Source organism: Erythrobacter sp. JB1-7 (assembly GCF_057365015.1).
Genome location: NZ_CP200291.1, coordinates 278669 through 299556, shown reverse-complemented (window position 1 = coordinate 299556; position 20888 = coordinate 278669). Strand labels below are relative to the sequence as shown.

Genomic DNA, 20888 nt, shown 5'->3' with positions numbered 1-20888 from the left:
GCATGGCCGCGCCTATGCTTTGCGCGATGAATGCGCCTGAATTGCCAGCAAAGATGAGAGGGGATGCGCTGATAAGCGCAGGCGAACGCTTTGGCGCATCGCCCGGATGGCTTGCGCGGCTAATCGCGCCCGGTTTTACCGCGATGGTGGACCGCGTGGATGCGGGACTGGAGCGCGGATCAATCCTGGCGCATCTGCCAGATGGCACATCGCGGATGCTGGGCGGGCGCGCGCGCGGCTTTGATGCGGAGATGACACTAAAGGATTGGCGGTCCTTGTTGCGGCTTGCGACAGGTGGGTCGATTGGCTGGTATCAGGGATATGAGGCGGGCGAATGGGACTGCGCTGATCTTACCACTTTGTTTGCGGTGATGGGCGACAATGCGCGCACGCTTGGCAGCACCGCGCGATCATCCGGGCCGTTCAAATGGGCCGCCAGCGCGGCGCACAGGCTCAACCGCAACAGCCGCCAGGGCTCTCAGCGCAATATCGCGGCGCATTATGATCTTGGCAATGATTTCTATGCCGCCTGGCTTGATCCCGGCATGACCTATTCAAGCGGGCTTGCGCTGAGCGGTGTGGATGAAGATGGGCTAGAAGCAGCGCAAAAGCGCAAAAATACAGCGATCCTTGATCGGCTAGACCTGCAGCCACATCACACAGCGCTCGAAATTGGGTGCGGGTGGGGCGCATTGGCGTGTGAGCTTGATGCACGCGCCGCCGCGGCCACCGCCATCAGCCTGTCGGATGAACAATTGGACTGGGCTCGCCGCCGCACCAGCAATGTGAATTGGCAGCGGCTCGATTACCGCGACTGTGATGGCGCATTTGACGCGATTGCCAGCGTTGAAATGGTCGAAGCCTTGGGCCGCGAAAACTGGCCGCATTTTCTCGATTGCCTTGCGCGCAATCTGAAACCGGGCGGCAAGGCGGCGATCCAGTATATCTCCATGGCCGATGACCTGTTTGAAACCTATGCCGCCACGGTCGATTTCATTCAGGCTTATATCTTCCCCGGCGGGCTGCTGATCAAATCATCCGAATTTCGCGGCCTTGCTGAGGCGCGCGGGCTTGAATGGCGCGATCAAACCGATTTTGGCGCTGATTACGCCGCCACTTTGCGTATCTGGCGCGAAAGGTTTGACGCTGCGGCCGAACAATCGCGCCTGCCCAAAGGGTTTGACGATCGGTTTGTGCGGCTCTGGCGATATTACCTTGCCTATTGCGAAGCGGGCTTTCTCACAGGTAACGTTAATGTGCACCAGGTGACTTTGATTAATCCTGTAGAGCTGAACGAATAAACACAAAGGGGATGAGGGCATGACACGCACACGATTGGCCGCGCGGCTGTTGTTAAGCGCTTCGGCGGCATTGGCGATGACGGCATGCGCTCCGTCTTATCAGGGGGCAGAAACAGGGGCGCAGACCGCGCCGCTTGGGGCGGTTGAATTGACCCAGCCGCCTGTTCTTGATCCCGCGCAGCAGCAGGTGCTTTTCTGGGATGATGCCACCCGTTCGGCCCGGTTCCGCGATATGGAAAGCTGGTTTGCCGGCCACGAAGTGCCCGCTGCCACCAACACGCGCGCTTTGCCGCAAGGCGCTCCGCTGAGCGATGATCTTCAAGCTGATCTGGCAAAGCTCATGGCTGACACCAATGCCGCTGGCATTATGGTGCTGCAGGATGGCAAGGTCCGGTACGAACAATACGGCCTTGGCCTTGGTAAAGCGGACCGGTGGACCAGTTTTTCGGTCGCGAAAAGCTTCACTTCAACTCTGCTTGCCGCTGCCATTTCGGATGGGTTTATCGGCGGCCTTGATGATGCTGTGACGCAGTATATCCCTGAATTAATAGGGTCTTCCTATGACGGTGTGACCGTCGGCCAATTGGTAACGATGACCAGCGGTGCCGACTGGAACGAGGATTACACCGACCCAAAAAGCGACGTCGCGCAGCTGAATAAATTTGTGACCGAATATGGTGAGGATGCGATTGTTGCGCAGATGAAAGAGTTGGGCAGGGCCAATCCGCCGGGGGAGAAATTCTCTTATTCCACAGGCGAGACAAACCTGATCGGCCTTCTGATCGAAAACGCCATCGGCCTGCCCATGGCTGAATATGCGCAAACCAAGATTGTCGAACCTGCCGGATTTGAAGGCGGGATGTTCTGGATGGTCGATCCGCGCGGCGGCAATATTGGCGGGTGCTGCCTGTCTTTGCGCCTGTCCGATTATGCCCGCATGGGCCAGTTCGCGCTGGAAGGCGGCAAAGGCCAGTCAGGTGAGCAGATCGTTCCCGAAGGTTGGTTTGGCGAGGCTGGCTCTGCCAAGGTCCAGTTTGGCGGCGGGTTTGGCTATGGCTATCAATGGTGGACCTATCCCGGCAACAATTACGGCGCGCAGGGAATTTTCGGCCAGGCAATCACCGTAATACCCGGCACCAACACCGTCATCGCGATTGTGAGCAATTGGCCAGAGGCAACATCGGGCGCATTTCGCGGGCAGGCGGGCGCGATTATCGCGAAGCTGGCAGTGCCGGGCGGCGGTTAAGCCGGGAAGCGCGCCGGGCGCTTAAGATCGCCCAGTTCGCCTTGCTTCAAATGGCTTTTCGGGGCGCGTTCAGATTGCTGTATCGTTGCAGGATGTTGTCATGCACAATCGGGCTCAGCAGCTCTTCGAACGCGCAGCCGACAATGCAATTGTCCCACCACACAACCTCTGCCTGAAGCGATTCGAGCCCCGGCAGTGTCAGCCAGCATTTCTGGCCTTCGTGCATGCGGTTGATCGACGCGGCGGAAAAGCCTGAGATCGACAGATCATGCACCACGCTTTGAAATGCGCGCCCGCCAGAGGCCCGCAAAGTCGCAGGGATCGTCAGCTTTGTACGCGGCGCGCAGCGGTCTTCCTGTGCTGCGACGGCATAAGGTTCTTTTTCAATCGGCATCGTGCGGTACTCGGGTCCAATCAGCGGGAGGTCTCTTCGCCCTTGGTCAAACTACGTAGTGCAGCAGAGCGGCCTTCCAACCCGTCACTGAAAATGGTTACCACCAGGTAAATTTGTCCCCCGTGAAGGATGCGTTTTGCGATCAGCCGTCGATGCGTTCGCGATGACCTGTTGCAAATCCTTCGCTCGCGAGCTCCGCAATCCGCGCGGCCACCACTTCTGGCGGTTTGACCGATTGCGCATCTTCGCCCGGATAGGCGCGCGCGCGCATACCGGTGCGGGTTGCGCCGGGATCGATAATGGCCACTTTAAGCGGCGAGAGTTTTTCAACTTCTGCTCCATAGGTTTCGAGCAGATTGTCAAACGCAGCCTTGGTCGATCCATAGGCCGACCAGAACGGGCGAGGGGACGCGCCGACCGAGCTGGTTAACCCGATGACTTTGCCGGCCTTCGCGCGCCGCATCAACGGATCAAACGCTGCCAGCATCGCCTGAGTGGAGACCATATTGGTCATCACGGCGGTGGTGAACTGTTTTGGATCAATCTGCGAAAGCGGTGTAAGCTCTGGCAGATAAGCCGCTGAAAGAACGAGGATATCAAGGCTTTCCCAGCGCCCGCCAATGGCGCTGGCCAGGCGCGATACCGCGTCCGCTTCGGTCAGGTCGACAGGCGCGATGGTGGATGTGCCGCCTTCTTCATGGATGGCATCCTCGATCAGCTCTAACGCTTTCACTTTGCGCGCCACCAATATGACATGCGCGCCCGCTTTCGCCAAAGCTTTCGCTGTGGCCGCGCCAATGCCCTGGCTCGCGCCGGTGACCAGCGCGGTCTGGCCGGATAAGGGTTTCAGAATCAGTCATGGGTCACGCCTTTAAGCAGCTTTTGGATCAGCAAAAGGGAGCTCATCGCTGCCTTCCTCTTTCGCCCGCAAATCGGTGAGGCTGGTGGGGTAATCCCCGGTGAAGCACGCATCGCAAAACTGCGGGCACGCTTTATCGCGCCCTTTCGCGCCGACCGCGCGGTAAAGGCCATCAATTGAGATGAACGCCAGGCTGTCTGCCTGGATATATTCGCGCATCGGCTCCAATTCCATCCGCGCGGCGAGCAGTTTTTCGCGCTCGGGCGTGTCCACCCCGTAAAAGCAGGAATGCGCCGTGGGCGGGCTGGCGACGCGGAAATGCACTTCGCTTGCGCCTGCCTCGCGCATCATCTCAACGATTTTGAGGCTGGTTGTCCCGCGCACAATGGAATCGTCAATGAGAACAATGCGCTTGCCTTCGACCAAAGAGCGATTGGCGTTGTGTTTACGCTTTACCCCTGCATGGCGCGCGCTGTCCGATGGCTGGATGAACGTGCGCCCGACATAGTGCGAACGGATAATGCCAAGCTCAAACGGCACGCCGGAACTTTGCGCATAGCCGATGGCCGCTGGCACGCCGCTATCGGGAACAGGCACGACCAGATCGACATCGCACGGCGATTCTTGCGCCAATTCAGCGCCGATGGCTTTGCGAGCCTCATATACTGAATGGCCTGCGAAGAAGCTGTCAGGACGACTGAAATAGACATGCTCAAAAATGCAGGGGCGCGCGGGCGGTTTGGCGAAGGGGTGGACGCTTTTCACTTCGCCATCAAAGCCCACTTGCAACAATTCGCCTGGTTCAACTTCGCGGATGAATTCGCCGCCAGCCACATCAAACGCAACCGTTTCCGAGGCAAAGACGATGGCATCGCCCATTTTGCCCATCACCAGCGGGCGGATGCCCAAAGGATCGCGGCAGGCGATCATCCCTTCGGGTGTCATCACGATCAGCGCATAGGCGCCCTCGACCAATCGCAAAGCATCGATCAGCCGGTCTGCAATGGTGGGATAGCGCGATGTGGCGACGAGATGGATGATGACTTCGGTGTCAGAGGTTGATTGAAAGATCGAACCCTTGCCGACCAGATCCTTGCGCAGCATTTTCGCGTTGGAGATATTGCCGTTATGCGCCACGGCAAATCCGCCGCTTGCCAGCTCTGCATAAAGCGGCTGAACATTGCGCAGGCCCGATCCGCCCGTGGTGGAATAGCGCACATGGCCCGCTGCCATTGTGCCCGGCAATTCGGCGATGGCTTCGGGTGTGGAGAAGTTTTCCGCCACATGGCCAAGCCCGCGGCGCGAGAAAAACTCTTTGCCATCAAAACTCGTCAGCCCCACCGCTTCTTGTCCGCGATGTTGTAAAGCGTGGAGGCCCAGAGCGGTCGCAGCGGCCGCATCGGCGGCGTTGATAACGCCGAAAACGCCGCATTCCTCTCGCAGCTTATCGCCGTCGAGATCGAGCCATGGGTGGGTTAGATTGCCTGGAACTGGGCCTGCGACTTTATCGGTATTATTGGGCATCACCAGAAGTCCGCTGCGCTGCGTGCTGGGGAGCAGGATCAATGGCGATGTTACGATACAATTACAAGCTTCGTGATGGCGCACATGCCGGGTTTCTCAATGCGGGAATTTCGCGCGCGCATTTTTACACACAATAGCGGTGAGGGCAGCGATTGCGAGGCGGCGAGCCTGCGCCTACAGCGGCGGTTCATATCCACACTTGCACATGCGCGAGCGCACCTATGCTCACACCTTTTGAAAGAATGATTGCCAAGCGCTATTTATGGCCGGGCAAAGGCGAGGCGTTTATCGCGCTGGTCGCCGGGATTTCTGTGGGCGTGGTGATGCTGTCGGTGGCCATGCTGGTGATCGTGATGAGCGTGATGAACGGATTTCGCTCTGAAATGATTGACCGGTTTGCAGGCGTAAACGGCCATGCCGTAGTGCAGGCGTTTGGCGGCAGGCTGGATAATTGGGAAAGCGTGCTCGAAGATGTGCGCGGCACCGAAGGCGTGATCAAAGCATCCCCGCTGATCGAACAGCCTTTGCTGGCGAGCTTTAATGGCAGGGTGAACCAGATTTTTGTGCGAGGCCACACAGCGCAGGACATTGCCGAGCTTGAAGATAAGGTGATGCTGGGCAGCATGGCCAGCCTTGAACCGGGCGAAAGCCGCGTTGCTATTGGCACCCAATTGGCCAGCAATCTGGGCGTGCGTGTGGGCGATTCGATAACGATCATCAACCCGCAAGGGCGCAGCACTCCGTTTGGCACATCCATCCGGCAAGTCGCTTACGAAGTGGGCGCAATCTTTGAGATTGGCCTTTACGATTTTGACGAAACTTTTGTCATCATGCCGATGTCCGATGCGCAGACCCTGCTGCTGCTTGATGATACGGTCGGCCTGATCGAAGTAACTGTGACCGATCCCAACAATGTCGCAGAGATATTGGAACCGGTTCAAGAAAGCCTGACAGGAAGGGCGCAGATTGCCGATTGGAAAACGATCAACTCAACCATTTTTGAAGCCTTGGAAGTTGAGCGTGTGGCGATGTTCTTTGCATTGTCTTTCATGGTTTTGGTCGCGTCATTTAACATCCTGTCGAGCCTTGTGATGCTGGTGCGTGCCAAAACGCGCGATATTGCGATTATGCGCACAATGGGGGCAACGCGGCGGTCTTTGCTCAAGATATTTGTGACGACAGGCACGACAATTGGCACGCTGGGAACGGTGGCGGGATTGGCGCTCGGGTTCCTCGTCCTTTATTTCCGCAATCCGATTGTTGAATTCATCGCTTTTGTGACCGGTCAGCAATTGTGGGATCCCAAAGTGCGCTTTTTGACAGAGCTTCCTTCCAAAACTGATCCTTGGGAGATTGCGGGCATTGTCACTCTCGCGATTGTGCTGAGTTTTCTGGCGACGCTTTACCCCGCATTGAAAGCGGCGAACACCGATCCGGTTCAGGTGCTGCGTTATGAATAACCAAAACGCCCCTATCGCCAGCTTGCGTGCGCTTCAGCGCAGTTTTGAGCAAGGCGGCCAGCGCATCGAAGTGCTGCGCGGTGTAGATCTGGATATTATGCCGGGCGAGATTGTCGCGCTGCTTGGCCCATCGGGTTCGGGCAAATCGACCATGCTGCAAGCGGTCGGCCTGCTGGAAGGCGGCTTTGAAGGCAGCATCCGCATTGCCGGCGAAGCGGCCGAAAGCATGCCGCCCGATCAGCGCACTCGTTTGCGGCGCGAACATCTGGGCTTTGTCTATCAGTTCCACCATCTGCTGCCCGATTTCGACGCGAGCGAGAATGTGGTGATGCCGCAAATGATTTTCGGCACTTCGCGTGAGGAAGCGCAGGGGCGCGCGGAGCATTTGCTTTCCAGCCTTGGGCTTGGCCACCGGCTGACGCACCGGCCCAATCAATTGTCGGGCGGTGAACAGCAACGGGTCGCCGTCGCCCGCGCGCTCGCTAATCGGCCAACATTGGTGCTGGCGGATGAGCCGACGGGCAATCTGGATGAACACACCGCCGACACAGTGCTGGGCCAATTCCTGGAACTGGTCCGCGGCGAAGGCAGCGCGGCACTGGTCGCAACGCACAATGAACGCCTGGCTGCGCGGATGGACCGTGTGGTGCGCTTGCACGAAGGGGTGCTTGAATAGCCCTTGCCGCTCCCCATTTGCGGGAGAGCAGCAAAAGGATAGTTCTATGCCCACGATCGCAGATTTCACCGTTACCACCAATCGCGGTGAAAGCCTCGATCTTACCGAGAAGAAGGGCAAGGTTCTGCTGGTGGTGAACACCGCGTCGAAATGCGGATTTACCCCGCAATATGATGGGCTTGAGGCTCTGTATCAGCAGTTCAAGGATTCTGATTTCGAAGTGCTTGGTTTTCCCTGCAACCAGTTCGGCGGGCAGGAACCGGGCAATGCGGATGAAATCGCGGAATTTTGCAAAGTCAATTTCGGCGTCACATTCCCGCTGATGGAAAAGGTGGAGGTCAACGGATCAGGCGCATCGCCTTTGTTTGACTGGATGAAGAAAGAAGCCCCCGGCGCATTGGGCACGCGCTCGATCAAGTGGAATTTCACCAAATTCCTCATCAACCGGGAAGGCGAAGTGGTCAAACGGTACGGATCAGGCGACACCCCTGCGCGCATTGCAAAGGATATTGAAAAGCTGATTTAGCGTCTTGGGGGCAGGCAGGCTTACTTCCAATGCCACCTGAGCGGCTTGGTCGCCTCGCGAACCAGCAATCCTTTTGCTTCCAGATCAAGCTGCACCGTTTTTGCCCACCATCCGCAGGTCTTTCCGCCGGGAAACAAGTCTTCGCTCAAGTGCGGCTTAACCGCTTCGCGTGTCTCATCCTGAGTAAGGCCGGGGGAGGCTTTGGGCAGCGATTTTTCTAATGCTGCGCGCATATCGTTGTATTTAGGTGCATTTACGCGGGTCATTCTGCCCGGCGTGTTCACATTTTCAACTTCGATCATGTCAGTCATTTTGTCCTCCCGTCTGTGGATTATAGCTTGCCCCCAGCTTTTCCCCAAGAGGTGCGGGCGCGCGGTTGAATGTCGCGCGGCCTTGCGTAGTTTCGCATGATGCCTTTCGCCCCGTTCGTTCCCCTTCGCGTCCTGTCGTCTTATTCCATGCTCGAAAGCATGGCGGACCCCAAGGCGATCGCGAAGCTCGCAAAAGAGCGCGATTTTCCCGCCATTGCCATATGTGACCGCAATGGCCTTTACGGCGCGGTGATGTTTGCAGGCGCTTGCAAAAGCGAAGGTGTGCAGCCGATTATCGGCACCCTGCTGGGCGTTGCGCGTGACGGGTCCGAAGGCAAGCTTGTCGATTACCTGCCGCTCTATGCCCAAACCTCCAGCGGGTATGACAATCTGTGCCATCTCGTTTCCAAAGCGCATCTGGAGCGCCCGCTGGAATTTGATCCGCATGTCGTTTGGGATGATCTGACCGGGCACACAGACGGCCTGATCGCGCTGACGGGCGCGGGTGAGGGGGCGCTCACCCGGCTTTTGGCCGAAGGGCAGGGGGATGCAGGCGAGCAGGTGGCAGACCGGTTGCAATCGCTGTTCCCTGACAGGCTCTACATCGAACTCGCTCGCCACGGCGATCCGGCCTGCGCAGCGGCGGAAGAAGCCCTGATCGACATGGCATATGCCCGCGACATTCCGCTGGTCGCGACCAATCCTGCCAGTTTTGCCGAACCACATATGCATAAAGCGCATGATGCGATGCTGTGCATTGCCGGGTCCACTTATGTCGATAACGAAGACCGCGCGCGGTCCAATGCGCAAGGGTTTGTCAAATCCGCCCATATGATGCGCGATCTGTTCATCGACTTGCCCGAAGCGATCCAGAACACACTGACCATTGCCAAACGCTGCGCCTACGCGCCGCCTTACCGCGATCCGATCCTGCCTAGCTTGGCTGGCGATCTGGAAGGCGAGGCGAAAATGCTGGCCGACCTATCTCGTAAAGGGCTTGAAGCGCGGCTCGAACCCTACGGCGCAATGAGCGAAGAGGCGCGCAAGGAATATTTCGACCGCCTCGATTATGAAATCGGCATCATCGTCAATATGGGTTTTCCCGGCTATTTCCTGATCGTTGCCGACTTTATCCAATGGGCCAAGGATAACGGCATTCCCGTGGGGCCGGGTCGCGGGTCTGGTGCGGGGTCAATCGTTGCATGGGCGCTGACGATTACCGATCTTGATCCAATTGATCTGGGGCTGCTGTTTGAACGCTTCCTCAATCCCGAACGTGTTTCCATGCCGGATTTCGATATCGATTTCTGCGAAACGCGCCGGGGCGAGGTTATCCGCTATGTGCAGCAGAAATATGGTGCCGATCACGTCGCGCAGATCATCACTTTTGGTAAGCTGAAAGCGCGCGCCGTCTTGCGCGATTGCGGGCGGATTTTGCAGATGAGCTATGGCCAGGTCGATAGGCTGTGCAAAATGGTGCCCAACCACCCGACCGATCCGTGGACGCTGCCGCGCGCTTTGAATGGGGCATCGGATTTCAAGGCGGAATACACCAATCATAACGAGGTAAAGCGCCTCGTTGATCTGGCCATGCAGCTCGAAGGTTTGCCGCGCAATTCCTCCACGCACGCAGCCGGCGTTGTGATTGGCGACAGACCGCTGGCGCAATTGGTGCCGCTATACCGAGATCCGCGTTCGGATATGCCGGTCACGCAGTTCGATATGAAACATGTCGAATCATCGGGGCTCGTGAAGTTCGACTTTCTGGGGCTGAAGACGCTTTCGGTGCTGCGCAAAGCGGTGGACTTGCTCGAAGAGCGCGGGATCACAATTGATCTGGGCACATTGCCGCTCGATGACGTGGCCGTTTACGATCTTATGCAGGCGGGTAACACAGTCGGCGTGTTCCAGCTGGAATCCGAAGGGATGCGGCGCACACTGAAAGCGGTGAAGCCGTCCAATTTCGGCGATATTATCGCGCTCGTCTCGCTCTATCGTCCCGGGCCGATGGATAACATCCCGCTGTTCGGCCAGCGCAAAGCGGGCGAAGTGCCCATCGAATACCCGCATCCTAAACTCGAAGGCATTCTGGCCGAAACCTACGGCATTTTTGTCTATCAGGAACAGGTGATGCAGGCCGCGCAGATCCTGGCGGGATATTCGCTTGGGGATGCCGATTTGCTGCGCCGCGCCATGGGCAAAAAGGTGCAGGCCGAAATGGACATTCAGCGCGTCCGGTTTGTGGATGGCTGTAAGGAAGTCTCCGGGATTGAGAAAAAGCAGGCCAACGAATTGTTCGATTTGATCGACAAGTTTGCAGGCTATGGCTTTAACAAATCGCACGCGGCGGCTTACGCTTTGCTCGCCTATCAGACGGGCTGGATGAAAGCGCATTACCCCGAAGAGTTTTACGCCGCTTCCATGTGTTTTGACCTCCACCAATCGGAAAAGCTCAACATCTTTGTCGATGATGCGCGCCGTTATCCGGTTGCGGGAGAAGCAGGAGGCGGGATCGAAGTGCTTCCCCCTGCATCAACGCATCGCAGGCCAAATTCACTGTCGAACAGACCGATCATGGATACGGTGTGCGCTATGCGCTCGCAGGCATTCGCAATGTTGGTGAGAAAGCCATGGACGCGATCACTGCAGAGCGCGATGCGAGCGGCGAATTTGAAAGCCTGTCCGATCTGTTTGAACGCCTGCCGCAAGGATCAATGAACCGCCGGCAATTGGAAGGGTTGATCTGCGCTGGCGCGTTTGATTGCCTACATCCCAATCGCGGTGAATTGTTTGCGAATGCCGATATGCTGCTGGCCGTGGCAGAAGCCGCCGCGCGTGAACGCGATAGCGGGCAGGTTGGACTGTTCGGCGGAGAAGACGCACCCGAAGACACGCTGCGTTTGAAAGAGACACCTGCATGGCCGCGCATCGAACAGATGGCGAAAGAGCGGGAGAATTTTGGCTTCTATTTCTCTGCCCATCCAGTGCAGCAATACCGCGATGTCGCCTCTGGCCAGGGCGCTCGCAGCTATCAGGCGGTGATGGAAGCGGGCGCGCCTGTGGGCGGCAAAGGCACCGCAATGCTGGCCGCCATGGTCGAAGGGGTCGCCAAATTGCGCACCAAGCGCGGGGCCAATTATGTGCGTGCGGATTTCTCTGACTCTTCAGGCCAGTTTTCCGCCGCCTGTTTTGAAGAGAGCCTTGTCCCCCAATTTGAAAACTGGGCGGGCGAGGGCACGTGCCTGCTGCTCACCGCGGAACTCGACGCGCCCAATCCGGGTGAACCGCCGCGCCTGACCATTCGCGGCGCGCGCCCGCTTGAAAGCGTATCGGGCAGCATTCCGATGATATTGAAAGCCGATGTGCTCAGCGTGTCGGCGCTGGCGGATCTCAAACTGGAGCTTACCCCCAGCGAAAGCGCCATGGGTGAGGTGCTGCTGCGCCTTGTGCTGGGCGCGGATGAGGAGGCGCATATCCGGCTTGGCTCGCGCTATGCGCTTGATGGAGCGCTGGCTGACCGGCTGCAGGAGGCCGAAGGGCTGGCCAATGTGACGCTTGAGCCGAAACGCGACCGCGCAAAGCTGAAACGGGTCGCATAATGGCTGAGGCGCTTGGGCAGCTAACCGAGAAAGAAAAGGAAGCCTTGCGCCTTTTGCTCGGCGGCCATGACACCAAATCGAGCGCGACTGAACTTGGCATCTCGGTACACACCGTCAACGACCGGCTGCGCAATGCACGCCGCAAATTGGGTGTGGGCAGCAGCCGAGAGGCCGCAAGAATCTTGGGGGATGCCGAGGGCAGCGCGCCCCAAACCTCACCGCAAAACTCACCCCAAAATCCTGCGCGCACATCTTCTGGGATAGCGGATGAAAGCGCTGGCGCAGACAATGCAGACCTCAGCCAATCACGGCCATCCCGGCTCATCTGGCTCGCAGGAGGAATGCTCATCATGTCTATCGTAATCGCCGCCGCCATCATCGCAGTTGTTTCAGGCTCTGGAGAAGAGGATGGCTCAAATTCAGCCGCATCGGCTCCTGTTGCCACCACGGCAGCACAGCAAGCAGCGTCAGGCGCGTTCAAAGATGCTTCGCCTGCAGCGCTCAGCCGCGCAAAATCATTCATGAGCGCGGTAGATAAAGGCGACTGGGAAGCCAGCTGGAAGCGCGCTGGAGAATTCTTTCAAAGCCAGTCAAGCGCGAGCGAATGGGCAGCGCTTGTCGAACCTGTTCGCCAGCCATTGGGCGCGGTAACAAAACGGCGTTTGGTTTCGGTCGAAAAAGTCGAAACTCTACCCGGAGCGCCAGCAGGGGACTATGAAATCCTGCAATATCAAACCGAATTTGAGAACATTGAGGGCTGGTCCACGGAAACCGTCATTCTGATCAAAAATGGCGAGACTTTCGATATCGCCGGGTTCTTTATCCGGTAACGCGGATTGCTTCGGCTAAACGAGACAAGGGGGTCGGTTAGCGCCGGCCCCTTTTTCTTGTCACGCAATATCATTGAAAAGCGCGGTGAGCCTTGCCAGAAGGTTGCTTAAAGAAACGCGCAAGAGCGCTTGATGAGAGAGGACACAATTGATGCTCGGAGCCATGCAAAACTGGACCATGCGGGTCACCCATGTGATCGACCATGCCGCGTGCGAGGCGGGCGGGCGCGAAATTGTGACGCGCTGGGCTGATGGCAATGAAACGCGCACGGATTGGTCAGGCATTCGCCGCGATGCGCTGAAAATGGCGCAGGCGCTGGAGGCTTTGGGTCTGAAACCGGGCGAAAAGGTCGCCAGCCTCGCGATGAACCATTCACGCCATCTCGTCAGCTGGTACGGCGTTGCGGGCATGGGCGGGGTGCTGCACACAGTGAACCCGCGCCTGTTTGCCGATCAGCTCGAATATATTGTCACTCATGCCGAAGACAAAGTGATGCTGTATGATGCGGCGTTCCAGCCCATTATCGACCAGATGAAAGACCGCTGGCCCACGGTTAAGCATTACATTTGCTACGATTCAGCCGAGCATTCCCCCGCATTCGAAGACTGGATTGGCGAACAATCGGGCGATTACAGCTGGGTTGACGGCGCGGAGACCGATCCGTGCATGATCTGCTATACGTCGGGCACGACGGGCAATCCCAAAGGCGTGCAATATGAGCACCGCTCCACCGTGCTCCATGCGCTTGCCGGGCTGCAACCGGCGGCGTTCAATTTCTCCAGCGCTTCTGTGATGCTCCCCGTTGTGCCGATGTTCCATGCGGCGAGCTGGGGCCTGCCTTATGCGGGTGCGATGGCGGGGATCAAATTTGTGTTCTCGGCTGTTAATGATCCGGCTGTGCTGCACGAATTGATGCTGCGCGAAGGGGTGACCGACAGCGCCGGCGTGCCGACCGTGTGGCTCGCCCATTTCCAATATTGTGATCGTGAAGGCATCGACCTGCCGCCTTTGAAAGCCGCGACCATCGGCGGCTCTGCCTGCCCGCGCTTTATGATCGAGCGGTTGATGAAAAACGGCACCCGCGTCCAGCACGCATGGGGGATGACCGAAACATCGCCTATCGGCACCGTTGGCGGGCCGACATGGGATTGGGACCAGCTTTCGTTCGAGGAAAAAGTCGACAAAACCGCCATGCAGGGCCGCCCCGTTTTCGGCGTGGAGCTGCGCATTGTCAGCCTCGATGACATGACCACCGAATTGCCGCGCGATGGCGAAACATCAGGCGCCCTGCAAATCCGGGGCCCGTGGATTATCAAGCGGTATTTCAAAGCGGAAAAAGACGCGGTGGGCGCAGATGGCTGGTTCGATACCGGCGACGTTGGCATCATCCACCCCGATGGCACTTTGCAGCTGACCGACCGCACCAAGGACGTGATCAAATCGGGCGGCGAATGGATCAGCTCTGTGGAGCTTGAAAACGCCGCCATGGGCCACCCAGACGTGGCAGAGGCCGCTTGTGTGGGCATGCCGCATCCCAAATGGGATGAGCGCCCCGTCCTGTTCGTCATCAAGAACGAGGGCGCTGCCTGCACGGGCGAGGATATCGTGGAGCATCTAAAGCCTATCGTTGCCAAATGGTGGCTGCCCGATGCGGTCGAATTTGTGGACGATATTCCGCACACCGCCACGGGCAAAATTTCGAAGAAAGACCTGCGCGATAGGTTCGCCGATTATAAGCTGGAGGGGTGACGCGGTGGCTAAAGCATATATCGACCCATCGCCCGCCAACTTCCAAGCATTCAAAGATCTGCCCCGCGATGAGCCGATCCATATGCTCAACCTGCTTCGTTTCCGCGATTTGGCCGAATACCCGCAAGGCCATGAGCACCATGGCAATGGCTGGTCAGGCAAGCGCGCTTATGAGGAATACGGCAAAACCTCAGGCCCAATCTTCGCCCGCGTGGGCGGAGAGATCGTGTGGCGCGGCGCGTTTCAAACCATGGTCACAGGGCCAGAGCCGGATGACAAGGTGTGGCACGACGGGTTCGTGGCGCAATATCCCAATGCGGGCGCGTTTTTTGAGATGATCAAGGATGCGGAGTATCAGCTTGCCGTAGTGAACCGGACAGCCGCGCTGATGGACAGCCGCCTGATGCGGTTTAAGCCGGGCGAGATTGGCGGGGGTTTTGGCTAGGTCGGGAACCCTTGGCTCGAAAGCGCTTTGACAATTTCTTCTTTTGCGACCGCTTCCGCGTTTTCGCCTGCAGTTTCGCTGTGGTCGAATGCCAGATAGATTGACCACCACAAAGATGGTTTGTCAGGGGGGCCGCCATCAAGGCCGAGCTTTGAGACTCCAGAAAAGAGGCAATCGTTTGCGACCCAGTCGCCAAAGCACCATGTAAGCTCGCCAGAAAGGAATCCCTTTGCGGTGTCCAGCGCAATGTCATTCAGGATTTCATCTTCTGGGAGGTTTAGCTTTTTCGAGAAATGCCGGACTGTTTCGTCTCCAGCGTCTCCAGACCAACCGCTTGCGCTTACCCCTCCATTATAGAGCTTTTGCAAATCCGCCATGATCTGAGGCCGTTTCATGGGTGGGGTATATCGCTGTTCGCTTTCCCCGTCATCCCGGACTTAATCCGGGATCCAGCTTCTTTTGGCGTTATGACTAAGTCAGCTGGATCCCCGCCTGCGCGGGGATGACGGTTTGAAGGAAGTGTGGCGGGGGCGAGTGTTGCGCCTTTGTTAACCCCACCAAACACAAAGCTATCCACGCCGCCTATACCCTGCTACACCGCTTTTGCTGACGTCGAAATATGCGACGGACTTCGGATTATGACGACCGCCGCTTGTTGCATCGCAACCCCGGCGAAAACCAGACGACGACTTCCTTTCATCGGACGATTTTACGCATACCGCCTGGCGCTTTGCCATGCGGCACACTCAAGCGTTCTTGAAAGGAACCATTATGAGCAAGACCGGAACCGTTAAATTCTTCAACACCGACAAGGGCTATGGCTTTATCCAGCCCGACGATGGCGGTGATGACAGCTTTGTTCACATCAGCGCCGTGCAGGCTGCTGGCATGCAAACGCTCGATAAAGAACAGCGCGTGAATTACGAGATCGAAACCGGCCGCAATGGCAAGGCTTCGGCTGTGAACCTGTCTGCCGCTGACTAAGCGATCAGACCTGCTGCCCGCCGCTTTCGCTTTCGTCCTTGGATGAATGCCGGGACCGGCGGGCTAGCTTTGCGCCTTGCAAAGCGCGCCTGAGGCAATCGCCTAAAACCGCCGGATAATCACACACCGGCTAGGCGGATCATTTTTCGCAATTCCTGGATCGAGGCATCCAGATGGATCGCCGGAATTGCGGCCCCCACTTTATCGAGTTTTGCCAATTGCACTTGCAAGGCGGCCAGAACCGCGCGCAGTTCGGTTGTGGTGGTTTGTTTTGTGTGTTCCATGACTATCCCCGGTCAGATCGCGCCCGAAACATCGATTTCGGACCTATTCCCCGAGGTTCTACGTAGAAATCACGAAGAGTGATATACGGACAAACCCCTAACTTACCGCCATTATGGTTAAAGCAGCCGCATCTGGCCATCAATCTCAGGCGGTCTGAAGGCGCTGCAATCAAGCGGATGGCGCATCGCGCTGCCCCCATCGCCCACCCAGCGCGCGCCCTGTTCGCGTTCACTCGCCTTTCCTCTCGGCACTCCACCCCCGCGCCTTTCACTCCCGCGCTTTTCACCTGCGCCCATATCGCCATGCGCGATGCCCGCGCGCTTGCACGCAATCCGAAACCGCGCGCGAAACAGATCGGCCCACACGCCTTGAGGTTTCATCCGGGTGAAGAACTGCGGATCATTATCGTGCGCGCGTCCGTCTTTTGTGCGGATGGAACGCACAATGCCCATCACTTTCGCTGCGCGCTGCGGGTAATGCACATCCAGCCATTCGCGAAACAGCGGGGCCACTTCGTGCGGCAAGCGCAGCGGGATCCAGCTTGCGCTTTGCACGCCTGCATTGCCCGCCTCTTCAATGATGCTTTCCATAAATTCATCGGTGATCGCAGGAATGATGGGGGAGACAGAGCAATGGACCGGCACGCCAGAAGCGGCCAGCTTACCCAAGGCCGCTATGCGTTTGGCAGGCGCGGTGCAGCGCGGCTCCAGCTTGCCCGAAAGCACCGGATCAAGCGTTGTGACCGATATCGCCACGGCCAGCAGGCGGCGGCGCGCCATTTCCTCCAGCAGATCGGCATCGCGCAATATGCGGTCCGATTTGGTGGTGATGGTGACGGGATGGCGCGCTTCCAGACACACCTCAAGAATCGCGCGCGTGATGCGGTAGCGCCCCTCAATCGGCTGATAAGGATCGGTGTTGGTGCCCAGCGCAATCGGGCGCGGCTGATAGCGCGGCTTTGCCAGCGTTTTGCGCAGCAAGTCTGCCGCATTGGGCTTGGCAAATAACTGCGTTTCAAAATCGAGGCCGGGTGATAGATCGTGATACGCATGGGTGGGCCGGGCAAAGCAATAGATGCACCCATGCTCGCACCCGCGATAGGCGTTGATTGACCGGTCAAATGGCACATCGGGCGAGCGGTTGAAGGAGAGGATGGTCTTGGGGTTCTCTTCGGTCACCCGTGTGCGCAGCTTTGCAGGGGGGCCATCGTTAAGGGCGGCCACATAATCGCGCCAATCGCCATCAACCTCGCGCGAGGATAGCCCAAACCGCGTCGGCGCATCGCCAGAAGCAGCGCCTCTGCCGCGTTCATAATCGGGGTGAGGAGGCGATTCCATGGGGAGAACATATATAGAACATAGTATCCCAATGCCAACCGAATTTCTGATGCGAGCGCCGGGACATTGATGGGCGGCGCGCAAACTGGACCGCTTTCCTACAGGGCGGCAAACCGCTATTGCGGCGGCCACTTTTGAAGGCCGGAATGGGAGGGAGGGTTTTTAGCGCCAAGACCGTGTAACATGCGGTCCATGTCTCAGCTAAGTGCTTGATAACGCTTTATGGGTGAATGGGCGCTGTCATTCGCGCTATCACTCGCGCAGACGGGGCATCAGTTCGACGAAGTTGCAGGGGCGATTGCGGCTGTCGAGTTGCTCGGCAAGGATACCGTCCCACCCGTCCTTGACCGCTCCGTTCGAGCCGGGGAGGGCGAACAGGTATGTGCCGCGCGCAACCACGGCGCAGGCGCGCGATTGGACTGTGCTGGTGCCGATGGTCTTGTAGCTGAGCCAACGGAACAGCTCGCCAAAGCCGGGGATGTCGCGCGCGCCTTCGATCAGGGTGAACGCCTCTGGCGTCACATCGCGGCCTGTCAGTCCGGTGCCTCCGGTGGAGACAACGGCGTCAATCGCGGGGTCATCGATCCACGCATCAAGCTGCGCGGCGAGCAAGGCGGCATCGTCTTTGACAATGGTGCGGGCGGCCAGAGTGTGACCTGCACCGGTAACGCGCGCGGCAAGGATGTCGCCAGAGGTGTCCGTTTCCGGCGTGCGGGTGTCAGAGACGGTAAGGACGGCGATCTGGATGGGTGTGAATGTCCGTTCCGTGTCGATCGCCATGGGTCATGTCCTTACTGCTGAAGAAGCGCTGCCCTTGCCGTAGCCATTTGCGGGAAGAGTGGCCACTGTCCTTGTGCAAGCGCTTTGCGCGAAGGCGATTGGAGGCCGGCGGCGCGTTCGTACATCCAGTAATTGCGCATGACGATAGCGACATAGCCGCGCGTTTCCCAATAGGGGATCGACTCCATCCAAAGGAGCGGGTCGCCCTGGTCGCGGATCTCGTAGTTCCAGCGGCTAACGGGAGTAAGGCCGGCATTGTAGGCCGCCATGATCTTGGGAAGCAGGCCCTGCGTTGCGCCGCTATCGCGCAGCATCTCAAGGTGCTGCTGGCCATAGGCAAGGTTGACCTCGGGGTCATTGAGGTCGGCATAGGATGCGCCAAGGTTGAGGCGGCGGTTGTGATCGCGCGCAGTGCCCGGCATGATCTGCATCAACCCGCGCGCATTGGCCGGGCTGACGGCAGAGGCGCGAAAGTTGCTCTCTTGCAGGGCATGGGCAAAGGCCAGCGCAGGGTCAACGCGCCAGCCGGTCGCGGGCTTCCACCGCGCGACGGGAAAGCGCAAAGCCGCATCGCTGCGCACGCCGTAAGGTGCGTTGTGCGCCATGAAGAGCTGGGTGGAAGGCAGGCCGAGCTGGCGCGCGAGCTTGGTCATTGCGGTGTAGTCTTGCGGATTGCCGATCCGGGTCTCATGCCGCAGCACTTCGTCGGCCAGTTGAGGCCGCCCGATCTGGACAAGCGCGGCGGCAACCTGGACGTTGCTGCGCCGGGCAAGGGCATACCACTCGTCCTGGCTGAGCGGTTCCGGCTCACCTGCGGCAGGCGGGGTGATGCCCAGCTGGTCGGCGGCGAGCATGCCATACAGCGTTTCGGCATGGCTGGCAGCGCTGGACAGGTGCGATTGCGCGCGGCCTGGCTCACGGCAGCGGACAAGCGAACGGTGCGCCCAGTAATGCGCAGCCGCTGTCAGTTCGGCATTGGCAGAACCCGCAGCAGCGCGCGCGAAGGCTTCACCGGCGATGGCGCAATCGCCCAGCCGCCAGGAAGCAAGGCCTGCGACCCAGTACCCCTCAGCGACCCATGGGCCGGAGCCTTCGGATACGGTGTCCGCAAGCGCGAGAGCGTTCGTATCGTCGTTCTCAATGTAGTAGCTCCACGCGACACGCTGGCGCCATTCAGCGCGGGCAGCAGAGCTGAGATAGGGATCGACTTCGGCGAGCAATGCGTGTGCGCCAGCCGGGTCATCGTTCTTGATCCGGTCGCGAATGGCGGACCTTGTGCTGGCCGAAATGGTGCCATCATTGACGGCGCGCGGACGAATGCGTTTGGGCGCTGATGGCTGACGGCGAAAGCTGCGGGCCTGAGGCAGATAAGGCAGGCTGGTCAGCCCGCGCTTTGCCCCCAGCCGGCTGAGCTGCTGAGCCTGCGGCAGATCTGATCCCGACTCAAACCAGCGCGCGATCTGGCCTGCGCTGACTTTGGGGCTGTTGGCATGGGTATAGTACTCCGCCCAAGCCGCCTGATGCAGCACGCCCGGCTGTGTATTGGAAAGCAGCTGCTCAACGCGTGACCATTGCTGCGCATCAATCGCGGCAAACACATCGCGGTAAAGCGCCAGTTCCTCTGCCGACAGGATCGTGAAAGCGGTGTCGTTCGCCCCGGCTGAAGGGCGTTCGTAATGCGCGACCATGCTGCTCGATTGAGCGGCAAGTGCGGACGGGACAGCAAAACTGGCAACAAGACCTGCGGCAAGTCCGAGCCTGCGCAGGCCAACATTCAAAACACTTCGGCTGACCATTCGATCCATCTCCGCCAGAACCGCGCTTTCAATCGCGGCATGGCCAATAGGCTGTCCAGCCCGTCGGTTAACATGAAAGGCTTTGATAAATGACCTAGGTTGATTTCACGTAAAGACGCAGATGCTTTCGGTGATGCGAGCCCAAGCAGCGGCAAAGTGTTCGGCCCCATGGCCAAGACAGCCTTGGGCTGGGCCAGAGCAATATGATGCAGCGTTACCGTATCCATCCCGCTCGCCGCGATGGCAGCGGTGTCTGCAACAGGCGTGTGGCGCGGCAGAGCGGACGCAATATAGGTTTCGCTTTCATCAATGCCCATTGCGCGCAGCATCGCAGTCAGCAACTCGCCCTGCGGACCAGATAGCAATCGCTCGCTATCGTGCGCTTCAGGATCGGTGACCAACAGCATCAGCTTTGTGCTCTGATTTCCACCGGGATCACCACGGGGCGGCACCCGGCCGCGCGGACCGATCGCGTCCAATCCCGGCGTCTCCATCCAGAAAGTGCGAAACGCCTCAAGGCTTTCAGGCGGTGATCCTGCAAAAAGGTCAACCCTGTCCGGCAAAGTTTGAGCTGGTGGCGGTGAATTATTGCTCTTTCCTTCATCCGCAACCGCTTTGCGTTTGGACGGCTGTTTGAGCGTTTCAGTCTCCCCTTGCGCGGCCGCTTCACCCAGCCATGCCGCTGCGTCATCGGTGAACGCGCAATCCACCCCGGCATCGCGCCACCAGTCGAATGCGCTTGCCAATTCATCTTTGATAGGGGGCAGAGAGGTATCCATCGGTTA

At 58.7% G+C, this 20888-nt stretch carries 19 protein-coding genes and 1 pseudogene; 10 read left to right on the top strand and 10 right to left on the bottom strand.

Features of this window, described 5'->3' with window-relative positions; all coding sequences use genetic code 11:
• Positions 1-2: 2 nt before the first annotated feature.
• A complete protein-coding gene (locus tag AC0V6W_RS01470; protein WP_486146451.1) occupies positions 3-1301 on the top strand; it encodes a class I SAM-dependent methyltransferase in 1299 nt (432 codons plus the stop codon).
• A 19-nt stretch (positions 1302-1320) separates the two neighbouring features.
• On the top strand, positions 1321-2547 hold the full coding sequence (locus AC0V6W_RS01465) for a serine hydrolase domain-containing protein (RefSeq protein ID WP_486146449.1): 1227 nt from the start codon (positions 1321-1323) through the stop codon (positions 2545-2547).
• Positions 2548-2593: 46 nt separating this feature from the next.
• On the opposite strand, the gene AC0V6W_RS01460 is transcribed toward AC0V6W_RS01465, so the two are convergent.
• From AC0V6W_RS01460 to purF, 3 genes are all read right to left on the bottom strand, one after another.
• Positions 2594-2941, bottom strand: a complete 348-nt coding sequence (locus tag AC0V6W_RS01460; RefSeq protein ID WP_486146447.1) for a PilZ domain-containing protein — start codon at positions 2939-2941, stop codon at positions 2594-2596.
• Positions 2942-3083: 142 nt separating this feature from the next.
• The gene (locus AC0V6W_RS01455) at positions 3084-3794 is read right to left on the bottom strand and encodes an SDR family NAD(P)-dependent oxidoreductase (protein WP_486151428.1); all 711 of its coding nucleotides are present in this window, start codon (positions 3792-3794) and stop codon (positions 3084-3086) included.
• A gap of 18 nt (positions 3795-3812) precedes the next feature.
• Complete coding sequence (gene purF, locus AC0V6W_RS01450; RefSeq protein ID WP_486146445.1) at positions 3813-5324, bottom strand: amidophosphoribosyltransferase; 1512 nt, start codon at positions 5322-5324, stop codon at positions 3813-3815.
• Positions 5325-5545: 221 nt separating this feature from the next.
• Between purF and AC0V6W_RS01445 the strand changes: the two genes are divergently transcribed.
• The 3 genes from AC0V6W_RS01445 to AC0V6W_RS01435 are packed head-to-tail and all read left to right on the top strand — an operon-like array spanning position 5546 to position 7986.
• Positions 5546-6784 (top strand): lipoprotein-releasing ABC transporter permease subunit, encoded by a 1239-nt coding sequence (locus AC0V6W_RS01445; protein ID WP_486146443.1) that lies wholly within the window; start codon positions 5546-5548, stop codon positions 6782-6784.
• Complete coding sequence (locus AC0V6W_RS01440) at positions 6777-7460, top strand: ABC transporter ATP-binding protein (protein WP_486146441.1); 684 nt, start codon at positions 6777-6779, stop codon at positions 7458-7460. The genes AC0V6W_RS01445 and AC0V6W_RS01440 overlap by 8 nt, the downstream gene beginning before the upstream one ends.
• A 46-nt stretch (positions 7461-7506) precedes the next feature.
• Positions 7507-7986: a glutathione peroxidase gene (locus AC0V6W_RS01435; RefSeq protein WP_486146439.1), complete on the top strand. Its 480-nt coding sequence runs from the start codon at positions 7507-7509 to the stop codon at positions 7984-7986.
• Positions 7987-8006: 20 nt separating this feature from the next.
• On the opposite strand, the gene AC0V6W_RS01430 is transcribed toward AC0V6W_RS01435, so the two are convergent.
• Positions 8007-8297: a DUF6958 family protein gene (locus AC0V6W_RS01430; protein WP_486146437.1), complete on the bottom strand. Its 291-nt coding sequence runs from the start codon at positions 8295-8297 to the stop codon at positions 8007-8009.
• A gap of 99 nt (positions 8298-8396) precedes the next feature.
• On the opposite strand from AC0V6W_RS01430, the pseudogene dnaE reads away from it, so the two are divergent.
• The 4 genes and pseudogenes from dnaE (at position 8397) to AC0V6W_RS01410 (ending at position 14921) form a co-directional block, all read left to right on the top strand.
• Positions 8397-11896, top strand: a pseudogene (gene dnaE / locus AC0V6W_RS01425) (DNA polymerase III subunit alpha).
• Positions 11896-12726, top strand: coding sequence for a DUF4019 domain-containing protein (locus AC0V6W_RS01420; protein ID WP_486146435.1), 831 nt, complete (start codon positions 11896-11898; stop codon positions 12724-12726). The pseudogene dnaE and the gene AC0V6W_RS01420 overlap by 1 nt, the downstream one beginning before the upstream one ends.
• Before the next feature lie 151 nt (positions 12727-12877).
• The gene (locus AC0V6W_RS01415; RefSeq protein WP_486146433.1) at positions 12878-14476 is read left to right on the top strand and encodes a long-chain fatty acid--CoA ligase; all 1599 of its coding nucleotides are present in this window, start codon (positions 12878-12880) and stop codon (positions 14474-14476) included.
• 4 nt (positions 14477-14480) lie between these two features.
• Complete coding sequence (locus AC0V6W_RS01410; protein ID WP_486146431.1) at positions 14481-14921, top strand: DUF1330 domain-containing protein; 441 nt, start codon at positions 14481-14483, stop codon at positions 14919-14921.
• Here AC0V6W_RS01410 and AC0V6W_RS01405 read toward each other — a convergent pair.
• Positions 14918-15316 (bottom strand): hypothetical protein, encoded by a 399-nt coding sequence (locus AC0V6W_RS01405; protein WP_486146429.1) that lies wholly within the window; start codon positions 15314-15316, stop codon positions 14918-14920. The two genes, AC0V6W_RS01410 and AC0V6W_RS01405, sit on opposite strands and share 4 nt — an antisense overlap.
• Positions 15317-15692: 376 nt before the next feature.
• Between AC0V6W_RS01405 and AC0V6W_RS01400 the strand changes: the two genes are divergently transcribed.
• Positions 15693-15905 carry a cold-shock protein gene (locus tag AC0V6W_RS01400; protein WP_486146427.1) on the top strand — a complete coding sequence of 71 codons (213 nt, stop codon included), beginning with the start codon at positions 15693-15695 and terminating at the stop codon, positions 15903-15905.
• Positions 15906-16024: 119 nt separating this feature from the next.
• Here the strand turns inward: AC0V6W_RS01400 and AC0V6W_RS01395 are convergent, their stop codons facing one another.
• The 5 genes from AC0V6W_RS01395 to AC0V6W_RS01375 all read right to left on the bottom strand — a co-directional run bounded on the left by AC0V6W_RS01395 (position 16025) and on the right by AC0V6W_RS01375 (position 20882).
• Positions 16025-16189, bottom strand: a complete 165-nt coding sequence (locus AC0V6W_RS01395; protein ID WP_486146425.1) for a hypothetical protein — start codon at positions 16187-16189, stop codon at positions 16025-16027.
• A 117-nt stretch (positions 16190-16306) separates the two neighbouring features.
• Positions 16307-17527, bottom strand: a complete 1221-nt coding sequence (locus AC0V6W_RS01390; RefSeq protein WP_486146423.1) for a PA0069 family radical SAM protein — start codon at positions 17525-17527, stop codon at positions 16307-16309.
• 252 nt (positions 17528-17779) lie between these two features.
• Positions 17780-18307 carry a molybdenum cofactor biosynthesis protein B gene (moaB, locus tag AC0V6W_RS01385; protein ID WP_486146421.1) on the bottom strand — a complete coding sequence of 176 codons (528 nt, stop codon included), beginning with the start codon at positions 18305-18307 and terminating at the stop codon, positions 17780-17782.
• A gap of 11 nt (positions 18308-18318) precedes the next feature.
• Positions 18319-20112, bottom strand: coding sequence for a lytic transglycosylase domain-containing protein (locus AC0V6W_RS01380; protein ID WP_486146419.1), 1794 nt, complete (start codon positions 20110-20112; stop codon positions 18319-18321).
• Complete coding sequence (locus tag AC0V6W_RS01375) at positions 20082-20882, bottom strand: uracil-DNA glycosylase family protein (protein ID WP_486146417.1); 801 nt, start codon at positions 20880-20882, stop codon at positions 20082-20084. The genes AC0V6W_RS01380 and AC0V6W_RS01375 overlap by 31 nt, the downstream gene beginning before the upstream one ends.
• Between the last annotated feature and the right edge of the window lie 6 nt (positions 20883-20888).

Excerpts from the sequence above, each read along its gene's own strand:
- AC0V6W_RS01375 (WP_486146417.1), bottom strand. The coding sequence starts at position 20,882 with ATGGATACCTCTCTGCCCCCTATCAAAGATGAATTGGCAAGCGCATTC.
- AC0V6W_RS01400 (WP_486146427.1), top strand. The coding sequence starts at position 15,693 with ATGAGCAAGACCGGAACCGTTAAATTCTTCAACACCGACAAGGGCTAT.
- AC0V6W_RS01405 (WP_486146429.1), bottom strand. The coding sequence starts at position 15,316 with ATGAAACGGCCTCAGATCATGGCGGATTTGCAAAAGCTCTATAATGGA.
- AC0V6W_RS01445 (WP_486146443.1), top strand. The coding sequence starts at position 5,546 with ATGCTCACACCTTTTGAAAGAATGATTGCCAAGCGCTATTTATGGCCG.
- AC0V6W_RS01420 (WP_486146435.1), top strand. The coding sequence starts at position 11,896 with ATGGCTGAGGCGCTTGGGCAGCTAACCGAGAAAGAAAAGGAAGCCTTG.
- AC0V6W_RS01380 (WP_486146419.1), bottom strand. The coding sequence starts at position 20,112 with ATGGATCGAATGGTCAGCCGAAGTGTTTTGAATGTTGGCCTGCGCAGG.
- AC0V6W_RS01440 (WP_486146441.1), top strand. The coding sequence starts at position 6,777 with ATGAATAACCAAAACGCCCCTATCGCCAGCTTGCGTGCGCTTCAGCGC.
- AC0V6W_RS01430 (WP_486146437.1), bottom strand. The coding sequence starts at position 8,297 with ATGACTGACATGATCGAAGTTGAAAATGTGAACACGCCGGGCAGAATG.
- AC0V6W_RS01390 (WP_486146423.1), bottom strand. The coding sequence starts at position 17,527 with ATGGAATCGCCTCCTCACCCCGATTATGAACGCGGCAGAGGCGCTGCT.
- purF (WP_486146445.1), bottom strand. The coding sequence starts at position 5,324 with ATGCCCAATAATACCGATAAAGTCGCAGGCCCAGTTCCAGGCAATCTA.
- AC0V6W_RS01465 (WP_486146449.1), top strand. The coding sequence starts at position 1,321 with ATGACACGCACACGATTGGCCGCGCGGCTGTTGTTAAGCGCTTCGGCG.
- AC0V6W_RS01435 (WP_486146439.1), top strand. The coding sequence starts at position 7,507 with ATGCCCACGATCGCAGATTTCACCGTTACCACCAATCGCGGTGAAAGC.
- AC0V6W_RS01395 (WP_486146425.1), bottom strand. The coding sequence starts at position 16,189 with ATGGAACACACAAAACAAACCACCACAACCGAACTGCGCGCGGTTCTG.
- AC0V6W_RS01460 (WP_486146447.1), bottom strand. The coding sequence starts at position 2,941 with ATGCCGATTGAAAAAGAACCTTATGCCGTCGCAGCACAGGAAGACCGC.
- moaB (WP_486146421.1), bottom strand. The coding sequence starts at position 18,307 with ATGGCGATCGACACGGAACGGACATTCACACCCATCCAGATCGCCGTC.
- AC0V6W_RS01470 (WP_486146451.1), top strand. The coding sequence starts at position 3 with ATGGCCGCGCCTATGCTTTGCGCGATGAATGCGCCTGAATTGCCAGCA.
- AC0V6W_RS01415 (WP_486146433.1), top strand. The coding sequence starts at position 12,878 with ATGCTCGGAGCCATGCAAAACTGGACCATGCGGGTCACCCATGTGATC.